We start from the raw sequence: 24211 nt of genomic DNA on the forward strand, positions 1-24211 counted from the left end.
TTAAAAACTCGCTGTTTAAAAATTGGTTGTTCCAGAGTTGGTAGTTTTAAAAGCTGCCTATAGCGTAACAAGAATGGCTGGCATACTTGGTTATGAAGCGTGCCAATTGCATAGTATTTGGTTATGGTGTGTATACCCTTTGCAAGGCAGCCGTTTATAAAGCCGTTAGAGATAAAATAAGAGATTTATAAAAAAGTTGGAAAGGGCTGATATCAGTTTAATGAGTAAAAGATTAACGAACCAAGCGATTAAGGCCATCGGCAAAAGCTTTTTTATCACGGTCGCCGTACGGTCTTTGTCCGCTCATTTCTTGCAATTCAAGCACGCCGGTACCGCGCATGGTATCCATAAAATCACGCATGTTAAGCTTTTGCTTGATATTATTTTTATCATAAACAACGCCGCGCGTGGTAAGCACCATACCGCCTTTATCCAAAATATCATTGGCCAACGGAATATCGCTCGTAATTGCTAAATCACCTGCTTGGATTTGCTCGACGATATAATCATCAGCTTTATCAAACCCCGATGGCACCACGGTCATAACGAGCAATGGTGATTTACGCAGTTTGATTGGCTGATTGGCGACAAATATCGCCATGGTTTGTGTACGCTCAGCGGTTTTGATAATCAAGTCTTTAGCTATCAATGGCACTGAATCTGCATCTACCCAAATCTGCATTATTTTTGAGCCTTGTCTGTTTTTAATAATGCCTCTCTCAAAGCGTCTTTTGAGCTATCTTTCACACTGCTCTCAGTATCTTCTAAAGCACTATTACTATTAGGTTCGGTGCTGTTTGTTTCCTCTAGTGTTTTTGCCTGATTCTCGGTAATAGTAGGCGCTAATTTCTTATCAAGGCCTACTTTATTAGGCAAGATAGCAACCAGCTTAGCGAGGGCAGGCTCTAAATCCGCAACGTCATTTGGCATCAAGGTAATATGGGCAATCTTACGATCTTCGCGTTCGGCCTTGTGGTAACTATGATAATGAGCACCATCGATACTTAATACCGCATTGATATCAGGATACTGACCTAAAACGTTGAGCATAATCGCCGGATGAACGTTGTCGGTATCGCCCAGTGGTAGATTCACCACTGCGCGAATATGATTCTCAAACTGACTGGTGATAGCACCTTCGATACTCCAATGTCCGGAGTTATGGACGCGTGGGGCGATTTCATTTGCTAACAGATAGTCGTTACCGCGAGCATCTTTACTGACAAACAGCTCAAGTGCCATGACACCGACATATCCTAAATGGTTCATCACTGTAGTAATCGCATTGGTTGCTTGCTGAAATAAATGGCTCGTACCAACCGCAGGCGCGCGGGTTTTGGCCAAAATACCATGATGATGATGGTTTTCGACCAAATCATAGCAGCGCACTTGACCGTTTTGTGCGCGAACAGCAATGATAGACACTTCACGGCTAAAGTTAATAAAGCCCTCGGCGATTAAGGGTGCGGGCGCGGATGTCAGTGAGCCTTTTCCACTAACCGCATCTTTAAGATCTTGCCAAGCGGCTTTGATATCGTTTTCTTCCTTGATAACAAACTGACCTTTACCGTCATAACCACCGCGGCTGGTTTTGAGGACAATCGGCAATCCTAACTCATCACAAGCCTGTGTTAATTCAGCTTCAGAATTGACCGCCATAAATGGCACGGTGGCGATATCAAGCTCATTAAACAACTGCTTTTCTTTTAAGCGGTCTTGGGCGATATCAAGGGCGATCGGCGGCGGGAACATGCCTTGTTTGTTGCCAGATTTTGATAAATTAGCCAATTGCTCGACAGTTGCTGTTGGCGTGTTTTCAAACTCCAAAGTAAACACGTCAGCTGCCGCGATAAATTCATCTAATTGCTCACTAGGAAAAACTTTCCCATACAAACTGGCTGGGCATTCGGCATTGTCTTCTAAAAACACACACTGATAACCGAGCGGCATAGCAGCTTCGGCAAGCATCATACCAAGCTGACCACCGCCTAAAATACCGATGGTACGAATGGTTTGGGTAACAGGATAAGCGTTTGCGGTAGTCATGTCAGGCTCTTTACATTTAAAATGAATAAGGGGTTTGGTGTATGAATCTCTAAGAACACGATATTAAAAGACGGCATTAAAAATAGGAAAAGGTGCACTGTATGCACCTTATATTTAGTAGAACTCATTTGGATATAAATATCAAGTTTAGACCATCAATAGCAAGATTATTTATGTTAGCGATGTTTGCTAGAAGTTAGCATCAATCTAGTTGGTTTTATGGATTTTTTATGGACTAACGATACCAGGCGTTGGACTCGCAAGAATGGTGTCGGTTTGCGATTGGCGTAAGATATCAAGCCTTGTGGCAATTGACTTATCATGCAGGGCTAGCACTTGAATGGCAAGGAGAGCAGCGTTATACGCGCCAGCAGTACCAATGGCTAAGGTACCTACGGCCACGCCTTTGGGCATTTGTACAATAGAAAGTAGACTATCCCAACCACTAAGCATCGATGATTTTACTGGAACCCCAAATACAGGCAATGGCGTTTGGCTGGCACACATACCAGGCAGGTGCGCTGCACCGCCAGCGCCAGCGATAATCACTTGTAAGCCGTTGCTTTTAGCGCTTTTAGCATAATCAAACAATCGATCAGGCGTACGATGCGCGGAAACCACTTCGCACTCAAAAGCGATATCAAAGTCTGCAAGCAACTGTGCCGCCGCACTCATGGTTGCCCAATCAGACTGAGAACCCATGATAATGCCAACTTTTGGCTGACCCGCAGGGGAGGTGATGGGACCGTTTTGGTCGATAGCAGCGTTTTGTTTGGCAGAGTTTTCAGTAGCGGATGTAATGCTCATGCTTTGATATCCTCAAAAAGACCATCATACAAAAGTTTTGCTACTTTCGTAAAGCCAAGTTTACTGTTTCATACCAAAGCAAGCTAAATAACGCTATTTTTTAGATTTTTCCTTGCGTCTTAGTTTTTGTCTTCGTCTTCATCATGGCGATATTGCACAAAGTTACTGGCCTTCAATGGCAATGGCTGCGCGGTATCAAGTTGATAACAGGTCATATAACCGCTATCCACTGCTGCTGAATAATCGGTGCAAACCACCTGCGAGCTTAATGGTTCAGGATTGCCAGTGAGCCAATAATGACCAACAAATACAGGCTTATGAGTTTTAAGGGCAAATTCAATGTTTTCTGCCAAGGCATCATTTGGAATCTGTGCCAATCCTGACTTGGGCGCCCGAGCTATCTCGTGAATAGTGCGTTTATTCAACTCATCAAGCCACCATCTTACGCGAACTTGTGAGCGCTCCGCACCATCTTTATCAACCATGACCAAACCATCAGGTAATGCCGTTTCTACGCCTTTTAGTACGCGCTCAAGCGCTTCATAAGCGAGGCTGTGTTTTTGTAAAGTGGCAATCACCCCTTCAGGCGTTAAGCAGTTGTCAGCAGTTAACAAAGGCTTTAAGACCGCCATGCTATCGACATCCCAGCAAGCGTGTACAAAACAAGCGTCATTGGTCTCAAGCCAGAGTGGAATCTCATAAAAGCGCTGTAGCCAATATTGATGGGCGTCTGAGCCAAACGGTAATTCGGCTAAAAACGCTTCGTGTTGACGTACGTGAACATCGCTATGCGAGCGTAGATAGCGCTCAGGTTGCTTTGGGTCAGGCATAGCAAAGGCCAAGGCATTATATTCATGATTGCCCATCACCGCATCGGCAACGCCTGCATCTAGCATCGCAAAAACAATCTCAAGCGTAGCAACCTGCTGCGAACCCCGGTCAATCAAATCGCCAATAAATAGCGCCCGATGACCTGACGGTGGTACAAAGTGGGTACCGTTATGCACATAGCCCAATTGTTTTAACAGCCCAACCAGCTTGTCTGCATACCCGTGAATGTCACCAATAATATCTATAATCATAATTATTTATCAAATGTTAAATGGTTTGTTCAAAATGAAATTACTAACAATATAAAGCAACCTCGTTAACTGCAATGGCCGCTCAATTACTAAAACTACCGTTATAAACTAAGCTTGGACTTCAACTTTTTCAACTGAAATTTACCACTATTACTAAAACCCAGGGGATAGTTTCTAAAACCCAGGCGATAATAATGCATTTAAAAAGTGTGGCAGTACTCGTGGTTCTAAAATAATGGTCGCAATCACCCCAAACGCGCCGCCCCACATATGTGCCATATGATTGATGTTAGAGCCGCCGCGTTTATCGGCGTAAATACTATAAGCGACATAGGCGACGGCAAATAGTATGGCTGGAATAGGAATAATGGCAAATAGATAAATCTTTTCCCATGGCGCAAGCAAAATAAAAGCAAATAAAACAGCTGATACCCCGCCTGAAGCGCCAAGGCTTAAATAACTGGCGCTCTTTTTGTTCTTAAGGTAGCTTGGAACCATCGCGATTACGATGGCTAACATATAAAAAATCACGAAACCGTAACCGAATAAAAATGACTGATACAAGCCTTCGATAGCACGACCAAAAAAGTACAGGGTGAACATATTGAAGAGCAAATGCATGGCATCGGCATGGATAAAGCCATGCGTTACAAAGCGATCCCATTGGCCATTGTTCACGGCCGGCGGATAAAAGATCAGCCGATTAAACAAGGCCTTATTTTGCCACGCCAATAAACTGACAATAACGGTGATGAGGATAATAAGTGTCGTGTGGTTAAGCAAAGGACAATCCTTAGGCCGAGCCTGATAGATGGCAGTGGTAGAGCGTCGTGCTTAAAGCCCAAGTGTATTGGCTAGATAATAACGAATAATAATTATATCACTTATTATCTATAACTAATATTTATGAATAAGTCCCTATAAATACTTACTACCTATTAATAATGCTAACGATTGGAGCGTGACACGAACGTCGATACAGTATTAAGTCGATAACAATATTAATAAGGCAAAAGACTGATAAGTGACAAAAGTATGCTTTAATAATTGTTTATAGTGAATAATATAACAGGGTGTCTAAACCAATGAGTAATACTTCGTATACTGACCGTAATGATTAACGACAAAATGATAAGTAAAATTAAAAATACGTAATAGAAGGTTATAAAGAACAAGCAATTTATATACCAACATAACCCATTAAGCGGTTAATTTCGTAGGTGTTCTAAAATTTGCTCATTAAAAAATAAACTGCCGTTATATATCTTAAATCGTCGCCCACAGTCGCTCCAAAGGCCGTAACTTATGAATATTATCGACCAATTAGAACAGATAGTGACCCCAGCCGTTTTAGGTAGTCTTGTTAATAGTGACCCTATTAATAACAACTGTGCCGATAGCGGTCATATTAGTGGCGTCTACGCTAATAGCGCAAGCTTCATTGAAAACAGCAGCGTTTCCTATGTCAGCTTATTAGAACAGGTTTATGCCATTCTTGCAGCGCGATTGGCGTTGCCGCAAGTTTACTCGCAACTACTGCGCGATGATTCGCTGATTGCGAATGATAATATAGTAGAGGCGCCTTTATTTGAGCAGCTATGGGAAGCGCCAAACGCGCGTCAAACTATTATTCAAGAGCTTGCAGCAACCCATCATGTTGATGAGATTACTACCATGAAGCTCATTATGAATGCCGCACCGCTTGCTTATCGTGAGCTTAAGGTAATGGCAAACGGACAGTTTTTACCCGCATTTTTACAAAGCGCGCAACCGTCATTGCGTCATTATTTGCCGATATGGGCAGCGCCTATCATTACTGCAACACAAAATGCTACCGCGACGCAAAACGCTACAGATGAATTGTTTGATTATCAAAACGCGGTAGTCAACGATGCGGAAATCGCCGTCGCGCCTGTCTCATTAAATAAGCATGACAGCGCTGAAGCAAGCGTGATAACTTCTACTGCAAATTTGGCAGCCAACCCTGTTAGCACCAGTTTTGATGATTCTCTTAGTGCAGCGACTATAGATACAAATGCCCTAGATACGGACGCTATCCATGTCAACCCTTCTGAGCACTATTTAGCAGAAAACGCTAGCCTAAAGCGTGAGAAAGTACGAACCCGCAACCAACGCAATGATTTGCTGATACGGGTGTTTTTATTATTGGCAGCCATTGCAGCGATTGGCCTGATATGGGCTTTATTAATTAAGCCTGATGACGCGCCGCCCGTGGAACCAGTAGTCACAGCTACCTCTGCCGCGCCGCCTACAGATGAGGCACCAACGCAGGTTTTGACTCCTGCCGAGCTTATCGTTGGTGTGGATGATAGTGGGAGCCTATATACTTGTAGCGCCTCTGTCGGCGATGCCGAGCTACAAAGCACGCTGCAACAGGCGCTCAATAGCAGTTTTGGTGAGCAGGCGAGTATGTGTCAATTTACGGTACAAGAGGGCGTTGCCAGAAATATTGCCAATATGCCCATTGGGGCGCTACCCAATATCTTGACATTACTAAGGGCTACACCATTCTCCCGTCTACAGTTGCAAAACGACCGCGTGACAGTAGCAGCGCCCGACACGCTGCAATTGCAGAGATTAACCACCGATATACGCACTCTATTACCAGCAATGATGGTCGACAGTACTGCGCCATTGCCGTTACCTAACAATGGTGAGAATAGTATAGGAACAGATAATGGGGCGACGATGAATGACGCAAACAGTCAATTTACCAATGATGGTAGCGGCGCAAACGAACAGTACGCTGCTAATAATGCCAACAGCAATAATGATTATCAAGCCGCTGACGATGATACGGGAGATAGCGTGACGCCTGCACCTGCGCGTAGTAGTAATTTTAATAATCCGCCCAGATATAATGAACCTAGAGCCAACGAACCTGTTAATAACGTTCCTAGAAACAATGACCGTCCAGCATCAACAAGGCCACCAGGACCTTTTTCAGAATCAGAAGTAGATGATATGGCAAGCAGTGTGATTGTGGCAGAGCCTGCACAAGTAAGATAAGTGGCTAAGAAAATAAACCTCGTTATTATAAAAACAATGATAAACAAAGAAAGCAAAAGGAGTGCAGTTTCATAATTGACTGCGCTCCTTTTTGTTAGTAGCAAAATGAAGATAACGAAAATAAAAAGGAGCTATTTTAAATCTCCATTACAATTTTAAATCTTCATTACAAATGGCTACTTACACCATGAGGCGTCAGACTGTTAATTATACGAATGTTAGAGATTTGTACTCTATACACCTTACCGTTACGAGTAACAAATGAAACATTACTTAACGTAGCAATTGCACAACAGCCTACTAATTGTGAACGCAGCTTTAATAATTCTATAATAATAGAAGTTGAATATAGAGGACGCTGATATTTATTATATTGGTTTTCTATTATGATGACTTTTTATTAAATAATCAGTCAATAAGTTAAATATCGATTACTAGTTGTTAAGTATTAGTGTTCTATTTTTTTATTTTTGAGAATTTATTTTATATCAAACAAACTATTCAAAATAATGATTAATTGAGGAATGAGATTATGGATATTATCAGTCATTTGACACGGACGGTTAGCCCAGCGGTACTAGGAGACGATCGCGATCCCGCCAAGCAAAATTTACTCGAACAATTTTATGCTATTTTTGCGGCCCGCCTAGCAGACAACGACACCTACAATCGTTTTGCTAATGCAAATATCGCGCGTGACGATCAAGGATTTTATGATCAAGTATGGACCGAGAGCGCGCACCGCGACCAGATCGCCCGTGAACTTTCGGGCAAACACAATGTTGACGTCACTGCTACTCGTGGTTTAATTGCGATGGCCGCCCCTCTTGCGTATCACGAAATAAAAAGCTTAGCAGGAACCACACCAGTCCCACAATTTTTGAATGACAATTTGGCCAGTTATCAGCACCATATCCCGGCGTGGGCAAGCACCGTCTTGCCTGTTGGCATGGTTGCTGCGGCACCTGCTGGCGTGCATATGTCTGATACGGTCAGCACAGATCCGATCCGCCGACAAGAGGAAGAAAAAGGCAGCTTTATGAAAGCGCTGCTCCCGATTATTGGCTTGATTATTTTAGGAGCATTGGCGTGGGCGCTGCTAAGAGGTTGCCAAGACAATCCTGAGCCAGTCGCTACGCCAGTTGCTACTGAGCAACAAGCAGCCAATGATGGTCAAACCGCGGTTGCGGCTGACATTGAGCCAGCTTCTTTGCGTATTGCGACTGGTGAAAATAGCGAATTGTACGCTTGCCGTATGAACGTTGGTAATGAGACGTTACAAGGCAATATTATGGATGCCTTGACCACATCATTTGGTGATGAGGCCAATAATTGCCGTGCCGATGTTGACGATAACTTCTCGATAGACATGCCTGCTGCCGCTCAGCTTTCTTCTATCTTGCCCATCGTGAAAAATGTACCAAATGCTAGTATGCTGATTAAAGGCGACAATATCACTGTAAATGCTCCTGATGCTGCGGCATTAGACAAACTGGTTGCCGATTTACAGGCAGCAGCACCAGCGATGACCGTACAAGCAGAAAGTCCGCTAGATGAGCAAAGCGAGATTGATAATAGCTTAACGGCGTCGCAAACCGCGATGGACAACCTTGGTGAACATCCAGATCCTCGCGATGTAGCGCGTGCGTTAAGTCTACAAGTAGTAAATTTTGAAGTAGATAAAGCCGTTATTCCGGAGGCTAATAAGCCTTTGTTAGACAATGCGGTTAAGATTATGGAACAAGTTCCAGATATGAAGCTCATGATTATTGGCCATACAGACAAAACTGCCGATGCTGCCTATAATATGAAACTGTCACAAGAGCGTGCGCAATCGATGAAAGATTATTTGGTTGCTCAAGGTGCCGATCCAAGTAAGCTCATGACCAAAGGTATGGGTGAAACAGATCCAATTGCTGATAACGCTACTGAGCAAGGTCGTTTCCGCAACCGCCGAATCGAATTCGTTGTTTATGATGAAACTACGATGGCTAACGATGGTATGGCGATTAGTAATAATGCGCTTGATCCAGATTTAAACCCACTAGACAATAATAACGATGATGTTCTGCCTGATGGTGATGACCGTACAGGGAACAATTTACCCGCACCTAAAAGTTCGATACCAACACCAAATAGTAAACCTATTGACCCAGACTTGAATCCATTAGACCGTAACAATGACGACATCTTGCCGGATGGCGATGATGCCAGTCGTGGTAGTGCCTTAGACCCAAAAGCCAGTAACTAATATTGGATTTTACTGACTTATAGCCAGTCAGTTTTCAATGAAGTATTCATAATGAAGTATTCATAATGAAAAAACCGCATCTTAATAAAGGTGCGGTTTTTTATTTTATTAAATAAATTTCGCCTGTTTAAATGTATTACTTATAAGCCGTTGGGTCTTTTAATTCAGCATGCGCAGTGGTTTGAGTATCTGCCTGACTCACAAAAAAGGTCTGTAAGATATTATTTTTTGCTTGTTGCCAATAATCAAACTGCTGGCACGTCGATTCAAGGGCGCCTTGCCAGACAGGAATCTGTCCACGCATGGTTTTGATACGTTTTTGGTTGGGATAGGGCAGCTCTTGAGCCGCTTTGGCAGCCTCGTGAGCCGCAACGCGATCATTACAGACCAAGGCAATATCGCAGCCGGCTTCAATCGCTGCTTTAACACGGGCGCCGACATTGCCTGCTGCTTTCGCGCCCGCCATCGATAAATCATCAGAAAATAAAACCCCATCAAAATTCAGCTGCTGACGTAAGATATCTTTGAGCCAAATTTTTGAAAATCCTGCGGGTTTATTATCCACTTGTGAGAAAATCACATGCGCGGGCATTAACGCATCAAGCCAAGGCAGCGTCTGGGCAAAAGGTTGCATATCACTATTGATAATCTCATCTAAGCTGCGCGTATCAATGGCTTCTGCCACATGTGAGTCAGGCGCGATGGCACCATGACCGGGGAAATGCTTCCCGGTAGTAGCCATCCCCGCTGCTTTCATCCCGCGCATAAATTGGCTTGCCAAAGCAATAATGGCTTGCGGTTCATGATGAAAGCTACGATCGCCAATCACTTGGCTAATACCACCTCTATCGAGTACTGGCGCAAAGCTTAAATCGATGCCGACCGCCAATACTTCTGCTGCCATCAAATAACCACAATCGTAAGCGCGATCAAGGGCTTGGTTGGGGTCTTCGTTGAACAAATCGCCGAGCCTACCCATTGCTGGCAATGGCGTAAAACCTTGACGCAATCTAGCAACGCGGCCGCCTTCTTGATCAACGCCAATCAATAAATCGGCATTATGCTGGCGTATATCGTCACACAAGGTTCGTACTTGCGACGCATCTGCCACATTACGCGCGAATAATATGACTCCGCCAATTTGTGCTTGTTTGATTAAACTGACATCTTCAGCAGTCAGTGCGGTACTATCGATATCAATCATTAAGACGCCATACATTGCGTAATCCTTATCAGGCTATACTATTATTTTTACGGTTAAATTTTAATATGGAACCATATTATCAGTTAGATTCGAAAAAGCGCTTAGGAATGACGCTCACTATTTCTTGTCAGCACTTTTTTACCGTTACCTTTTTACCGTTATGGTTTTTTTGGCACTATCAACCACCATTCTGCATTATATTATGACAGTTATTGCAAGATGAGCATAATAGCGCTGCTTAATTGATTTAAATAAGGTTACTTTAAATGATTGATTTGGCTGAGTTGTTGAAGACTTATCAAATAAGCGCATGCAAGTTATTTGTTAAAAAATTTGGACATTAAGCAATAGATAATAGCGATATTGTGTGTAAGATAGTTTATACAGTTTGAGACAGTGACCTATTTATAGCTGTGCTAGTATTGACTGATTTTTTAATGATAAAACTAAAATAATTATCATGTATCTGCGTGCTTTGCTAGTATTGACTGATTTTTTAATGATAAAACTAAAATAATTATCATGTATCTGCGTGCTTTTAATGCTAGCGTAACGCATGGTTTAATGGTAAATATAATAGAACGAAAAACCGCTGAATTTTGTAGATAATAGTCGATTAGGCGACCTTTGTTAACATCAACAATTGAGCAAGTTTGCATGCTTTTAACTGAAAACAATTAGGTATATATGATGAAAAAACAACCAGCACAGTGGTTACTCAGTGCAGCGTCAGTGGGCGTCGCTGGTCTTATCCTTACTCAAAGCTACGGCACCGCAGTGGCTGATAGCAATACTGCTGGCTTTAAGGCGACCCCTGAGCAACAGGTTACCACCCGCCAAGTAGCCGCTTTGCTGGATCGTAGCCACTATCTTAATAAGCCACTCGATAGCGCAACGGGAAGCGAGATTCTGTCTATGTATATTGACAGTCTCGATCCAAACCATACCTTATTTTTGCAATCTGATGTCGATGAATTTAAGAAAAAATATGCCGATGAATTTGCAGCTCGTCTAAAACGTGGCGACTTGTCCGCTGGAGTAGAAGTCTTTGAGCGCTATCGTAAGCGCTCTAATGAATATTTTGCCCTATCAAAACAAATGCTCAAGACCAACATTGATTTGACCAGCAAAGATAGCATCGTCCTTGACCGCGAAAAGCTCAATCATTTTAAAACCAAAAAAGAGCAGCGTGACTATTGGACGCGTCAGCTGAAGTTTCAGCTGATGAGTATTACCCTAGGTCAAGAGGACGAGAAAGCAAAAGAAAAAGTCTTTTTAAGTAATCCTGATATCACGCGCGGGCAAGACTTGGTGCGTAATGACGAGCGCACGCCGAGTGAGATTTTGCTCAATCGCTTATCGCGTCAGCAAGAGCAGCTTGCCCGTCTAAAAGACGATGAAATCATGGAAACCATCTTGAATACGGCGATGCTCACTTATGATCCGCACAGTAATTATTATGCGCCAATTCAAGCCAATGAGCTGCAAATTCAATCAAGCTTACAGTTAGAAGGGATTGGGGTTTCTATCCGTCCTGACCGTAAAAACCCAGATTATACCCGCATCGTTACCTTAGTAGATGGCGGTCCAGCGGCCAAATCTGGTCAGATTAAGCCAAATGATTTGATTATTGGTATTGCCAAAGACGGCGAAACCATGATTGACGTGGTAGGTTGGTCAACCCGTGAGATTGTTGGTCTGATCCGTGGCAAGCGCGGCACATCGGTGACTATTAAAGTACGTCAACCGAATACGCCTGATGCCAGCGCCCGTAATGTGACCGTAGTTCGCGATATTATCCAGCAAGAAGAGTCGGGTGTAAGACAGCGTGTCGTCGAAGTGCAGCGTCCTAATGTCGATAAAACGCCAAAACGTATCGGTGTACTTGAAATACCCAGTTTTTATTTAAACTATCGCGCCCGTCGTAATGGTGAAGAGTATCGTAGCGTCAGTGACGATACCGAAAAAGCCCTTAAAGCGCTCAATAAAGAAAACATAGACGGTTTGGTGGTTGATTTACGTAATAATCCGGGTGGTTCGCTTGATGAGGTGGCTAAGATGCTCGGCTTCTTTATTAAGAGTGGTCCATTGGTGCAAATCCGCGATAATCGCGGCAACATTCAGGTCTACCGTGATGACGATGGCGGCGAGCAACTTTATGATGGCAAGATGGTTGTTCTTACCAATCTTGCTTCAGCGTCCGCCAGCGAGATTTTTGCCGCCGCAATTCAGGACTATGGTCGCGGCTTAGTGGTCGGTAGCACAACAACTGGTAAAGGTTCAGCGCAAATCCAGCTAGACAGCTTGGCTCTGGGGACGGCAACCTTAACGCAGCGTAAGTTCTACCGCATCACTGGTGGTAGTACGCAAAATAAAGGCGTGGTACCTGATGTTGAATTGGTTAACATTTACGATGATGCAACCTTTGGTGAGCGCGCCCAAAAAAACGCCTTACCGTGGGATACCATTAAAACCGCACCTTATAAGCCTGAAGGCAAGTTCTCGAACAGTACGCTAGCGACGCTAAATCAGCAATCAAAAATCCGGCAGCAAACAAATCCGCAGTTTGTTTATTTATCAACGCTAAACGATATTCGTAATATGGAAGATGAGAAAAAACCGATTCCTCTTGATATCAATAGCCGCCGCGCCAAAATGCAGCTGATAGAAAAACGCTCACTGGAAGCTGAAAATAAACGCCTTATCGCAACGGGTGAGCGTCCTTATGCCAATTGGAATACCTACCAAGCCGCAATGGATGCAAAATTTGAAGAGCGCAGTCAGATGAAAGAAAGTGAGCGCCCTGAGCTACCTGAAGACGAAGCCTTTATTAAAGAAGCGGCGTATATTATGCTCAGCGCCGATGCAGAAGTGCAGACCAGTCCAGAAGAAAAGCTATAGAAATTTCAATTTTCAAAGCGTCGCTATCGTCATTAAAAATGCGTGTAAGCATATGCTTACACGCATTGACGTTTGAACCTCTTACTAACCTAGGGTCAATCTGCGATTATACCTGTACGGCTCGATTGAACGAAACGGTTCATAGGTACTAGGGATTGGTACTTTAAAGGTCGTATCAGGGAAAGGTGGTTTGTTAATTAGGGATGATAAGGCTGGATGCCTAAAAGTTATAAGATGCTCCGGGATTAAGTATCTGATAACATTAACATGGATGGTTAGTGATAAAAGCCGCATAATGCTTGTCGTTATGCGGCTTTGTTACGTCTGAAATAGCTTTTAATCCAAAAACTTTATTAAAATTAATCCAAAAAAAAGGTCAGTAGTTTGCGCTACTGACCTTTTTAATTAGGCGAAAATATTATCGGCCATAAACCGTTATTTTTCGCCTAACCAGCATATATTTTACGCTTATACGTCTTACGCTAATCTTAAAAAAAGATTAGTGCTCAACACCACCAGCGCCATGGACATGACCATGGTTTAGTTCATCTTCAGTAGCTGCGCGAACTTCTTGAATTTCTACATCAAACGTCAAACGCTTACCAGCCAATGGATGGTTTGCATCAACCGTTACTTCTTTGTCGTTTACATCAGTAACGGTAACTAACATAACTTGACCGCCGGCTTCGGACTGAAATTGCATCCCAGGCTGGATATCATCAACGCCTTGGAAGTTTTCGCGTGGTACATGTTGTACCGCTTGTTCTTGGTATTCACCGTAACCTTCAGCAGGTTCTACAACGGCATTGACTCTTTCGCCAGCAGATTTGCCTTCTAGTTGTTTTTCAAGACCTGGGATGATGTTGCTATGGCCATGCAAATACGCAAGCGGTTGACCTTCTGGTGACTGGTCAAGGATATTGCCTTCATCGTCTTTTAGAGTGTAGTTGAACTTGACGGCAGTGTCTTTTGCGATAGTAGTCATAAATTATCCTAAATATGTCGTTATTGAAATTTAAATACGGTTGCAATAAACCTAAAAAAGCCAATCAGCCAGCCAAATAGCCACGTCATCAGTTAATTATCATCAGTTTATTAAGGTAACTTTAGCAGTTAGCATCTTTAATTGCGATGCTTCCCATCGGTTTCAAGGTTAAAGTTCTAAAAAATGCCAATTATTTGGCAAATTAATGTAAATAAATATAATTTTTTCAGTTTTTGCTCTTGGTAAAAGCAAGAGGATAAAGTTTGCCAGTTGCGTTTTTGCATAATGGCTCCTACCATAAGCATAAACATAAGGATAACAACGATTATGAATACATTTTCTCAAGTTTTACCGGCTGATAATTTAAGTCAGCAGAGAGCAGATATCTTTTACCAATTTAATTTTGCGCGCTTTTTAGAGCATTTGGTGGATGTATCGCTCACCTTTACCGCGGGTACTGACGCCCCAAGTTTGTGGTTGCCAGCATGGATACCAGGAAGCTATTTAATGCGCGAATTTGCCCGCAATATCACTGCGGTGCATTATAAAATTATGGATAGCCAAGCTGATGATAGCAATACCAATACTGAATCTTATCGCGGGCAAAAAACCGATAAAAACACGTGGCAACTACCACAAGTGCGAGCAGGGCAGAGCATACGTGTCCATTACGAAGTATATTGTTATGATTTATCCGTGCGTACCGCGTATGTCGACCAACAACGGCTTTATGGCAATTTTACCTCGCTTGCCTTAGCGATTGATGGGCAAGAACAAAAAGCAGTAGATGTTGATTTAATCGTACCAGCAGCATTTTTAACTGACAAAGACGCTAGTCGTGTGCGTTTGGCATGCGGACTTGCGGTCGTAAACTCACAGAGTACTATACAAATAAAGAGTAGTAAGCCGCAAATATACCATCTACAAGCAGACAGCTACCATGAGCTTATCGATCATCCGTTTGAAATCGCTGAGCAAGATAGTTTTGATTTTATCATTCAAGATGATAAGCATCAGACGCTTAGCCATCATTTTTATCTTTCAGGTAAGCATAGCGCCAATATGGGGCGCTTGCAGCAAGACGTCACCCAAATCTGTCAGACTTATTTAGATTGGCTTGGCGATGCGCCATTTAATGATTATACCTTTATGACTTTTGCCAGTGGTCAAGATTATGGTGGTCTTGAGCATATCGATTCGACCAGTTTAATTACCCCGCGTCGTGATTTACCCAATACTGATGAGCCAAAAGTACCAAGTAGCGATTATCAACGCTTTTTGGGTTTATGCAGCCACGAGTATTTTCATGCGTGGTGGGTCAAAACCGTCCGACCAGATGTAATGTTGGATGTGGATTTGCGCCGTGAAGCCTTTACGCCGCTGCTTTGGGTGTTTGAAGGTTTTACTTCTTATATCGATGATTTCATGTTGCAAGCGTCTGGTGTCATCGATAAAGCAAGCTATCTTAAATTGCTTAGCGAACAAATCAACCGCTACTATCAGACCCCAGGGCGCGCGCATCAAAGCGTTGCTGAGTCGAGCTTTGACGCTTGGATTAAGCTGTATCGCAATGATGAAAATACCGGCAATGCAGGTATCAGCTACTATAATAAAGGCGCATTGGTGGCGTTATGCTTAGATTTAACGTTACTGGCAAAAAGTGCTGGTCGTTATCGTTTGTTTGATGTGATTAAAGAATTTTATAGCCAAGCAAAACAAAATGACAATAAACGCATCGGCATCAGTAGTGCCGATATGGGGGTAGTCATTGGGAAATTTATGCCGTTAGCAGATTGGGAGGAGTTTGAGCGCCGTTATGTCAATGGCGTAGAAGAGCTGCCACTAGAGGCGCTGCTAGTGGCCAATGGTATTAAATTCCACCCTAACAGCAAAGAGACTGCCGATAAAAATATACCTTGGGGCATGCGTTGTAGTGAGACGCCGCTTGGACTAAAGGTTAATCGCGTAAGCCGTGACAGTGCCGCTGCTAAGGCGGGTATCTCAGCGCATGATGTCATCATTGCAATTGACGGTATCAAAGCAGATACCAAGCAATTAGCAACGCTCAGTAATGCCACGAGTTTAGTAGAATGTCATTTGTTTCGCCGTGATGAGCTGATGGTAGTCGAGGTTTTACCTAAAGAATTGTCCGTTAAAGATGCGCAGAACGATATTGAAAACGCATTTCCGCATAATGTCAGCTTACGTTTGGCAAGGGCTGCTATTGACTGCGAAGACGATGGCGATTCTGTAGGGTATGCCAATACTGGAGATACATGGCTAAATGCACTAGCGCGCTATCAAAGTTAATAGACAAGTAATAAAGCGTGAAGACATTAAAAAACCCTTGCTAAACAACGCAGCTTAGCAAGGGTTTATTTTTAACGCTTAGGGTTTTGTAGGCAAAGATGATGTCGTTATAACCATTTAACTTTAAGATTTGACTTTTTCTTTAACCGTTTCTTCTTTAACTGCTTCTTTATCTTTAATAACAGCGTCATCAGCATTGCTAATCGCCGTATTAGGAGATTTATTTGCCGCAATCCAGCTTTGCATCAGCTCAATCTCAGGCTGCTGAGCATCAATAATGTCTTGGGCTAACTTTCGCATTTCTTCATCTGTACCGTATTGGAGTTGTACCTTTGCCATGTCCACTGCGCCAATATGATGCGGCAACATACCGCGCGCAAATGCCATATCAGCGTCAGGCTCTGCAATACCGAGCATCATGTCACTATGCATGGTATTCATCCCTTTTGCATATGCCTCTTGCATGGCTTCGGTATTGAGTTTGGGTTTGGGCGCATCAGGATGGCTAGCTAGCCATTTATTCATGATATCGATTTCAATTTGCTGCGAGTCGATGATGTCTTGAGCAAGCTTACGCATCGTCTCATCAGTACCGTATTTTAGCTCAATCTTTGCCATATCTATCGCACCGCGATGATGCCCAAGCATGCCTTTGGCGAAAGCGGTATCAGGATCGTTATAACCCATACCAACCATCATCTCATTGTGCATACTGGTCATCGACTTCGTATAATCTCTAAGCATGTCGGTCATTTCTGCTTTGTATGACGCATCATCGCTCTCAGTCATATCTTGATCGGTATGGGCGTCCCTTTCATCAGTACTTTCGAACGGCTCAGGCATGGCCTGTGTGGCTTCTTCTATCGGAATTACCTTGCTATCATCCGTTGCTGGCTGGCAAGCACTTAGCAGCATGGTAGCAGCCATACTAGTAGCAAACAAAGTAAAACGACGAGAGGCGATCATGACATATCCTTACTATCAAATAAAACAAGAAACAAGCTCAACAAAAAATAAGACAACCAATCAGCAAATTAAGATCAATGAGAAACGCACAAATAGTGCAGTTTTGAATCTTAACAGATAAACCTTACTCGTTCGAGACGCGATGTTTAATAAGTCGTAATCTCTTTAATAACAGCAAAGTTCATTAATAGAAGCTAACAAGGTTAAATTATCAAGCTAATAGCTTAATCGATGATTCCTAACTGTCGACAGCGTCCACTATTTAAGTGAATGCGCACAAATTCGCCAACGCCGAGCGATCCAAGCTCAAATCCTGCCACCGACCAGCGAATCAGACGCAAACAAGGCAATCCCACATGGGCGGTCATACGCCTTACTTGACGATTTTTACCTTCATAAATGGTCAGCATTAGCCATGACGTTGGGACATTTTTACGCTCACGGATAGGCGGATCACGCTGCCATAATACAATCGGCAAATCGGCTTCCTCAACCAATCGTGCAACTGCTGGCAAGGTCTTGCCGTCTTTTAAATGCACTCCCGCCGTCAGTTGCTCTAGTTGATCCGCGCTTACCAAACCTTCGACTTGTACCAAATAGGTTTTACCTTGTTTTTTTTTATTTTGTGCAAAATTCTTGATTGGTGGCGGCTGGGTAATGGCTTTATTCACCCGACCGTCACTGGTCAAAATTAACAATCCTTCTGAGGTCGCATCGAGCCGACCGGCAACGCGAAGCGATTTGTCAGTGAAGTACTGCGATAGAGTGGTATGGTCATTATTGCTGTCATCACGAAATTGACTTTGTACGCCATAGGGTTTGTTAAATAAAATCAGGCTTGAGATGGACATAAAATAGCATTTCCTAAACATAAAATAATTGATATCAGGTAGCGAGCACGAAAGGTTAAGGAAGTTAAAAATAACATTAAGAAGCAGATTATCGTTAAAAATTTTGTTAAAAAATGACGAGGATAAGGATATATTTTATGAACGATAAACGCTGCCTAAAATAACCTTATTGGTATTGTGGTATTTTTAATATTGATAAGTAGGAATGCCGTATGCAAAAGAAAAATTATCAAGCAGACCATAATATTAGTAAGATATTTAAGACAGGTTGCGATATTTTCCTATTACCTAACGTATACGATCTATAAATATCATGAGTAATTACTAAATAAATTTATTAATCCTGCTTATTAAAATGATGTTTTGTTTTATAGATAAATAACTCAGTGAACTTAGCTATATATTAATTTTATATTATAAATTATTAAAAACACTATGTAGTTTATATTTATAAATTATTCTTAGAATCATTCTACATCCTATCTTAAGCATTTTGGATTAGCTGTATTTTTGCATAAGTCAGCAACGTTGATAGCGCTACAATACTGTCCTATTCAAGCCAAAATAACGTGGTTAGCATAACAGAACGCCAAGGATGCTGGCGCTAATAAATATATAAATACTATATAAATAATACTATCAAGGAGTCTGATCCCATGTCATATGATAAGGTTATCGTACCAAGAGATGGCGAGAAAATAACCGCTAACGCTGATTTATCGCTAAATGTCCCCAATCATCCTATTATTCCCTTTATCGAAGGCGATGGCATCGGCGTTGATATCACACCTGTCATGATTAAAGTGGTCGATGCAGCCGTATCAAAAGCCTATAAAGGCAAAAAATCTATTGTTTGGATGGAAGTTTATTGCGGTGAAAAGGCTGCTAAAATTTACGACGGTGAATACATGCCGACCGAAACGCTTGAGATTTTACGCGAATTTCTCGTAAGTATTAAAGGTCCATTGACCACGCCAGTTGGTGGCGGTATGCGTTCATTAAACGTTGCTTTACGTCAAGAGCTTGATTTATACGTCTGTCAGCGTCCGGTACGTTGGTTTGAGGGCGTGCCGAGTCCTGTGAATAGCCCAGAGCTGACCGATATGGTTATTTTTCGCGAAAACTCAGAAGATATCTATGCGGGAATCGAGTGGAAAGCAGGTAGTGATGACGCTAAAAAAGTCATTAAATTTCTAAAAGAAGAGATGGGCGTGACCAAAATCCGTTTTTCAGATGACTGCGGTATCGGCATCAAGCCAGTATCAAAAGAAGGCTCGCAGCGTCTGGTGCGTAAAGCCATCCAGCATGCCATCGATAATGATTTACCCAGTGTCACTCTCGTACACAAAGGTAATATCATGAAATTTACCGAGGGCGCGTTTAAAGAATGGGGCTACGAGCTTGCTGCTGAGCGTTTTGGTGCTGAGCTGCTAGATGGTGGTCCTTGGATGACGATAAAAAACCCAAAAACTGGTAATGAAATTATCATCAAAGACGTCATCGCTGATGCTTTTTTACAGCAAATCCTTATGCGCCCTGCTGAATATTCAGTTGTTGCGACGTTAAACTTAAACGGTGATTATATCTCTGATGCGCTAGCGGCTGAAGTTGGTGGTATTGGTATTGCACCGGGAGCGAACAAAGGCGGTTCAATCGCTGTTTATGAGGCTACTCACGGCACGGCGCCTAAATATGCTGGTCAAGATAAGGTCAATCCAGGTTCATTGATCCTATCGGCGGAGATGATGCTGCGTGATATGGGCTGGACGGAAGCCGCTGACCTTGTTATCGCAGGTATCAAAGGTGCTATCAAAAACAAAACTGTCACTTATGACTTTGAGCGCTTAATGCCGGACGCTATTTTGCTCAGTAGCTCCGAGTTTGGTAAAGCCATTATTAAACACATGGATGCGTAATCGCTTTGTTTTATGATTTATAGCGTAAAAAAATGAACCATCTATATTTTTATAGGTGGTTTTTATATTTATGGACTTTTTAATATTGGTGATTGAATTTTAAATTAGCTGTCGTTTTTACCACGATTTTTACCGCTTCCATTCGCCGTCCACTTAACAACCGATAGGCTGGTTGAAGCCATTAAACCCAGCACTAAATAGCCGATCAATGCGTGTAAGCTTGCTAATACCCGACTGATACCTTGCGGTCGAAAATCACCGTAGCCTGTCGAGGTAAAAGTGACGACTGCATAGTAGCAGCACGCCCAAAAGTCTTGCGAAATAGGATTGCCATCGAGTGTGGTGTCAACGATACCAATTTCATAGTAAAGTGCTGAGAAGGTTAGCAAAAATAAAAAGACGTTGAGCGTTGTCATCGCAAGCTCTTTCCACAAGTTGCCATCATTGCCATAGATGCGCTGCAACGTACTAAACAGCGACCACATAAAAATAGCACAAAATACGAAGGCAAGGCTGATGGTAAGTATATCGCGCCAAATATTATCAGGTAAAAAACGAGCCAGTGAGTACCATAAGCTACCAACGAGGACAAAAATAAAGAGAGTACCTCTAGCCGTGGTTATTTTTTCTAGCATGATAGGGCCTCATCTGTACGTTCAATATTACGCTTAATTACGCTTATCAATAGCTCAAGTGTGATTTTAACATTCGATACTGCATAACAATAGAAGTAGGACGCTTTTATATCCTATATTGTTATGGCTTCGTCATCTTGACCGCTTTGAGCAGCACAGAAACTATAAAAACGCCCCAATAGTCTTAAACTATTGGGGCACTTGATTGATGCTGAATTTAACAAAGTTTGCTAAACCAGCTTAGTTTTATTTGCAACGAAGCATCTATTACAAAGAAGCATCTATTACAAAGAAGCATCTATTACAAGGAAGCAATGGCTTCGTTAAACAAAGTACTTGGACGCATGGCTTTCTCAGCCAATGCTTCATCTGCTAAGTAATAGCCTTTTAGATCCATCGGTTTACCCTGAACTTCATTAAGCTGCTCAACGATAGCGGCTTCATTGTCTTCAAGTTTTTGGGCTAGCGGCGCAAACTGTGCTTTTAGCTCGCTATTCTCATCTTGTGCTGCCAGCTCTTCAGCCCAATATTTTGCCAGATAGAAATGACTACCACGGTTATCAAGCTCGCCGGTTTTACGTGATGGCGATTTGTCATTTAACAGCAGCGTTTCAGTTGCTCTATCGAGCGTATCAGCCAATACTTTCGCTTTAGCATTGTCATCGTTTTTCGCCAAATGCTCTAAAGATTCGGTTAAGGCTAAGAACTCACCAAGAGAATCCCAACGTAGGTGGTTTTCTTCAAGCAGCTGCTGCACGTGCTTCGGTGCTGAACCACCTGCGCCTGTTTCAAATAAACCGCCGCCTTTCATTAATGGCACAACTGACAGCATTTTCGCACTGGTGCCCAATTCTAAAATCGGGAACAAATCGGTCAGATAATCACGCAAAATGTTACCAGTCGCAGAAATCGTATCTAGACCACGGGCAACACGCTCTAAGGTATAACGCATGGCGCGAACTTGTGACATGATTTCGATATGCAGACCATCGGTATCATAATCTTTTAAGTAGGTTTTAACCTTTTTAATCAGCTCATTTTCGTGCGGACGATATGGGTCGAGCCAGAAAATAACCGGAGTATTTGATTCACGAGCTCGGCGTACGGCAAGTTTCACCCAGTCTTGAATAGGAGCATCTTTGGTCTGACACATGCGCCAGATATCGCCTTTTTCAACACGCTGCTCAAGTAAGACTTCGCCTGAGTCAACATCGACAATACGCGCCACACCCGTATCGCTCGATTCAAAGGTTTTGTCGTGCGAGCCGTACTCTTCCGCTTTTTGCGCCATCAAACCAACGTTTGGAACCGTCCCCATAGTGGTTGGGTCAAAGTTGCCATGCCACTTACAGAAATTAATCATTTCTTGGTAAATACGCGCAAAAGTAGATTCCGGCATGACCGCTTTACAGTCATATAATTTGCCATCAGCACCCCACATTTTACCGCCGTTACGAATCATCGCTGGCATAGAAGCATCGACAATCACGTCACTTGGAGAATGGAAGTTGGTAATACCTTTTGATGAATCAACCATTGCTAGACGAGGGCGATGCACTTGACAGGCATGGAGGTCGCGCTCAATCTCTTCACGCAAACTGGCTGGCAATTCGGCGATTTTTTCGTACAGGCTTGCCATGCCGTTATTAACGTTAATGCCTAGCTCGTCAAATAATGCGCCATGTTTTTGGAAAGCGTCTTTATAATAAATACGCACCGCATGACCGAAGACAATAGGATGCGATACTTTCATCATCGTGGCTTTTACGTGTAGTGAAAATAAAATACCCGCTTCGCGGCAGTCTTCCATTTCGCGCTCATAAAATTCAAGCAGCGCTTTTTTGCTCATAAACATCAAGTCGATGACTTCTTTGTCTAACAAAGCAATTTTTGGTTTTAATACTTTGGTTGTACCGTCTTCAAGCAACAACTCCATACGAACGGTACGCGCTTTATCTAAGGTCAGTGATTGCTCACCATCATAAAAGTCGCCACTATGCATGTGCGAAACGTGGGTCTGTGACCACTGTTTCCATTCGCCCATCGAATGCGGATGTTTACGCGCGTAGTTTTTAACTGCTTTTGGCGCGCGGCGATCTGAGTTACCTTCACGTAATACTGGATTTACCGAGCTGCCTAGGCTTTTGCCATAACGACGACGGATTTCTTCTTCTTCTTCGGTTTTTGGCTCGTCTGGAAAATTAGGAATCGCGTAGCCTTTACCTTGTAGCTCTTTAATAGCCGCTTTTAGCTGCTGTACAGAAGCACTGATATTCGGCAATTTGATGATGTTGGCGTTTGGGTCTTGAGTCAATTCACCAAGTGCCGCTAAGTTATTAGGAACGCGCTGCTCTTCGGTTAAGTACTCTGGAAATTCAGCCAACACACGAGCAGCAACAGAGATATCACTGGTTTCAACGTCGATGCCTGCTGTTTGGGTAAAGGCTTTCACAATAGGCAAGAATGATAAGGTTGCAAGCGCTGGGGCTTCGTCAGTTTTTGTATAAATAATTTTTGACATGTTAGTAGGTTATTCCTTGTTGTCATTAATGAGGTCAATAAGGCTGGGGTATTATTTAGTAGAGCTACCCAGTCTTCATACCATAATGGGCTACGGGGTTGGTTCGAGGTTCAATCGAGAATCAAATACATCAGGCGTTTTTATTGCCATCCTTGAGTAGGCCAAGACTGCTAAAAAATATTTCATCGGCAGTCATTTGCTCTGAATTAGCCTTCATTATAAAGTCGCCTTATCAAGCGCTATCTTTCTTAAAGGGTCAGTATCAAAAGCTCACTATCAAAGATCATTGTTAAAAATTTGTGCTAATCATGTACTCAATGCTTACAAATTACAATGATCTGGAAGCGGACGGCTGACGCGATATTATAGTTGATCCACTATAAATCCGATATGATGTCAATCTTGTATATTGAACTAAGTATACTATTTTCGCTCATACCCTATGTATCTGAATTATATTAAGCTAATAATAGCCTTATTCTACCAGTCCTCAGCACCAATATCATCTTTTGCGTGCAATTATCGCGCTTTTAGTCCTATTTTCTGTCCTTGTAGGCTTGTTTGTTAAATGATGAGCTTATCGAAGTCTTAGTTTTTCAAATTATTTGTTTTTAAGATGCTAACTCCATCGAAACTTATCAATTCTTCATATCAATAAAACAGTCAGTTAAGCCATCTGCATTGCTGTCAGTGGCTTTTTATGTGC

Annotated in this window: 17 protein-coding genes; 5 read left to right on the forward strand and 12 right to left on the reverse strand. The window is 42.6% G+C overall.

Translation table 11 applies throughout. The annotated features are described in order from the left end of the window. Positions 1 to 232: 232 nt before the first annotated feature. The 5 genes from B4K26_RS05985 to B4K26_RS06005 form a co-directional block, all read right to left on the reverse strand. Positions 233 to 682 carry a YaiI/YqxD family protein gene (locus B4K26_RS05985; RefSeq protein ID WP_296244144.1) on the reverse strand — a complete coding sequence of 150 codons (450 nt, stop codon included), beginning with the start codon at positions 680 to 682 and terminating at the stop codon, positions 233 to 235. Next, positions 682 to 2046 (reverse strand): 5-(carboxyamino)imidazole ribonucleotide synthase, encoded by a 1365-nt coding sequence (locus B4K26_RS05990; RefSeq protein ID WP_296244145.1) that lies wholly within the window; start codon positions 2044 to 2046, stop codon positions 682 to 684. Before B4K26_RS05990 ends, B4K26_RS05985 begins: the two co-directional genes overlap by 1 nt. 228 nt (positions 2047 to 2274) lie before the next feature. After that, on the reverse strand, positions 2275 to 2853 hold the full coding sequence (gene purE, locus B4K26_RS05995; RefSeq protein WP_296244146.1) for a 5-(carboxyamino)imidazole ribonucleotide mutase: 579 nt from the start codon (positions 2851 to 2853) through the stop codon (positions 2275 to 2277). 119 nt (positions 2854 to 2972) lie between these two features. Then, positions 2973 to 3935 (reverse strand): metallophosphoesterase, encoded by a 963-nt coding sequence (locus B4K26_RS06000; RefSeq protein WP_296244147.1) that lies wholly within the window; start codon positions 3933 to 3935, stop codon positions 2973 to 2975. A gap of 174 nt (positions 3936 to 4109) precedes the next feature. Beyond that, the gene (locus B4K26_RS06005) at positions 4110 to 4718 is read right to left on the reverse strand and encodes a rhomboid family intramembrane serine protease (RefSeq protein WP_296244148.1); all 609 of its coding nucleotides are present in this window, start codon (positions 4716 to 4718) and stop codon (positions 4110 to 4112) included. A 522-nt stretch (positions 4719 to 5240) separates the two neighbouring features. Here B4K26_RS06005 and B4K26_RS06010 point away from each other — a divergent pair. Together B4K26_RS06010 and B4K26_RS06015 are read left to right on the forward strand one after the other, a co-directional pair. After that, a complete protein-coding gene (locus B4K26_RS06010; RefSeq protein WP_296244149.1) occupies positions 5241 to 6965 on the forward strand; it encodes a hypothetical protein in 1725 nt (574 codons plus the stop codon). A gap of 532 nt (positions 6966 to 7497) precedes the next feature. After that, complete coding sequence (locus B4K26_RS06015; RefSeq protein WP_296244151.1) at positions 7498 to 9216, forward strand: OmpA family protein; 1719 nt, start codon at positions 7498 to 7500, stop codon at positions 9214 to 9216. Between the two features lie 136 nt (positions 9217 to 9352). Here the strand turns inward: B4K26_RS06015 and nagZ are convergent, their stop codons facing one another. Further along, positions 9353 to 10435, reverse strand: coding sequence for a beta-N-acetylhexosaminidase (gene nagZ, locus B4K26_RS06020; protein ID WP_296244152.1), 1083 nt, complete (start codon positions 10433 to 10435; stop codon positions 9353 to 9355). Positions 10436 to 11110: 675 nt separating this feature from the next. On the opposite strand from nagZ, the gene B4K26_RS06025 reads away from it, so the two are divergent. Continuing rightward, positions 11111 to 13321, forward strand: coding sequence for a carboxy terminal-processing peptidase (locus B4K26_RS06025; RefSeq protein WP_296244153.1), 2211 nt, complete (start codon positions 11111 to 11113; stop codon positions 13319 to 13321). Positions 13322 to 13820: 499 nt separating this feature from the next. Here the strand turns inward: B4K26_RS06025 and B4K26_RS06030 are convergent, their stop codons facing one another. Further along, entirely contained in the window at positions 13821 to 14306 is a 486-nt protein-coding gene (locus B4K26_RS06030) for an FKBP-type peptidyl-prolyl cis-trans isomerase (protein WP_296244154.1), read from the reverse strand. A gap of 325 nt (positions 14307 to 14631) precedes the next feature. Then, positions 14632 to 14703, reverse strand: a complete 72-nt coding sequence (locus tag B4K26_RS12870; protein ID WP_414708032.1) for an LEPR-XLL domain-containing protein — start codon at positions 14701 to 14703, stop codon at positions 14632 to 14634. On the opposite strand from B4K26_RS12870, the gene B4K26_RS06035 reads away from it, so the two are divergent. Continuing rightward, a complete protein-coding gene (locus B4K26_RS06035) occupies positions 14691 to 16616 on the forward strand; it encodes a M61 family metallopeptidase (RefSeq protein ID WP_409521350.1) in 1926 nt (641 codons plus the stop codon). The genes B4K26_RS12870 and B4K26_RS06035 overlap by 13 nt on opposite strands. A 123-nt stretch (positions 16617 to 16739) precedes the next feature. Here B4K26_RS06035 and copM read toward each other — a convergent pair whose 3' ends face one another. Both copM and B4K26_RS06045 read right to left on the reverse strand, forming a co-directional pair. Next, positions 16740 to 17582 (reverse strand): CopM family metallochaperone, encoded by an 843-nt coding sequence (gene copM / locus B4K26_RS06040; RefSeq protein ID WP_296244157.1) that lies wholly within the window; start codon positions 17580 to 17582, stop codon positions 16740 to 16742. Positions 17583 to 17806: 224 nt separating this feature from the next. Continuing rightward, complete coding sequence (locus B4K26_RS06045; protein WP_296244159.1) at positions 17807 to 18433, reverse strand: pseudouridine synthase; 627 nt, start codon at positions 18431 to 18433, stop codon at positions 17807 to 17809. A gap of 656 nt (positions 18434 to 19089) precedes the next feature. Here B4K26_RS06045 and icd point away from each other — a divergent pair. Further along, positions 19090 to 20349: an NADP-dependent isocitrate dehydrogenase gene (icd, locus tag B4K26_RS06050; RefSeq protein ID WP_296244161.1), complete on the forward strand. Its 1260-nt coding sequence runs from the start codon at positions 19090 to 19092 to the stop codon at positions 20347 to 20349. A gap of 104 nt (positions 20350 to 20453) precedes the next feature. Here the strand turns inward: icd and B4K26_RS06055 are convergent, their stop codons facing one another. Together B4K26_RS06055 and B4K26_RS06060 are read right to left on the reverse strand one after the other, a co-directional pair. Continuing rightward, positions 20454 to 20984, reverse strand: coding sequence for an ion channel (locus B4K26_RS06055; RefSeq protein WP_296244163.1), 531 nt, complete (start codon positions 20982 to 20984; stop codon positions 20454 to 20456). 301 nt (positions 20985 to 21285) lie between these two features. Continuing rightward, on the reverse strand, positions 21286 to 23505 hold the full coding sequence (locus tag B4K26_RS06060; RefSeq protein WP_296244165.1) for an NADP-dependent isocitrate dehydrogenase: 2220 nt from the start codon (positions 23503 to 23505) through the stop codon (positions 21286 to 21288). Between the last annotated feature and the right edge of the window lie 706 nt (positions 23506 to 24211).

This window comes from Psychrobacter sp. UBA6766 (genome assembly GCF_002453355.1).
Lineage (GTDB): Bacteria > Pseudomonadota > Gammaproteobacteria > Pseudomonadales > Moraxellaceae > Psychrobacter.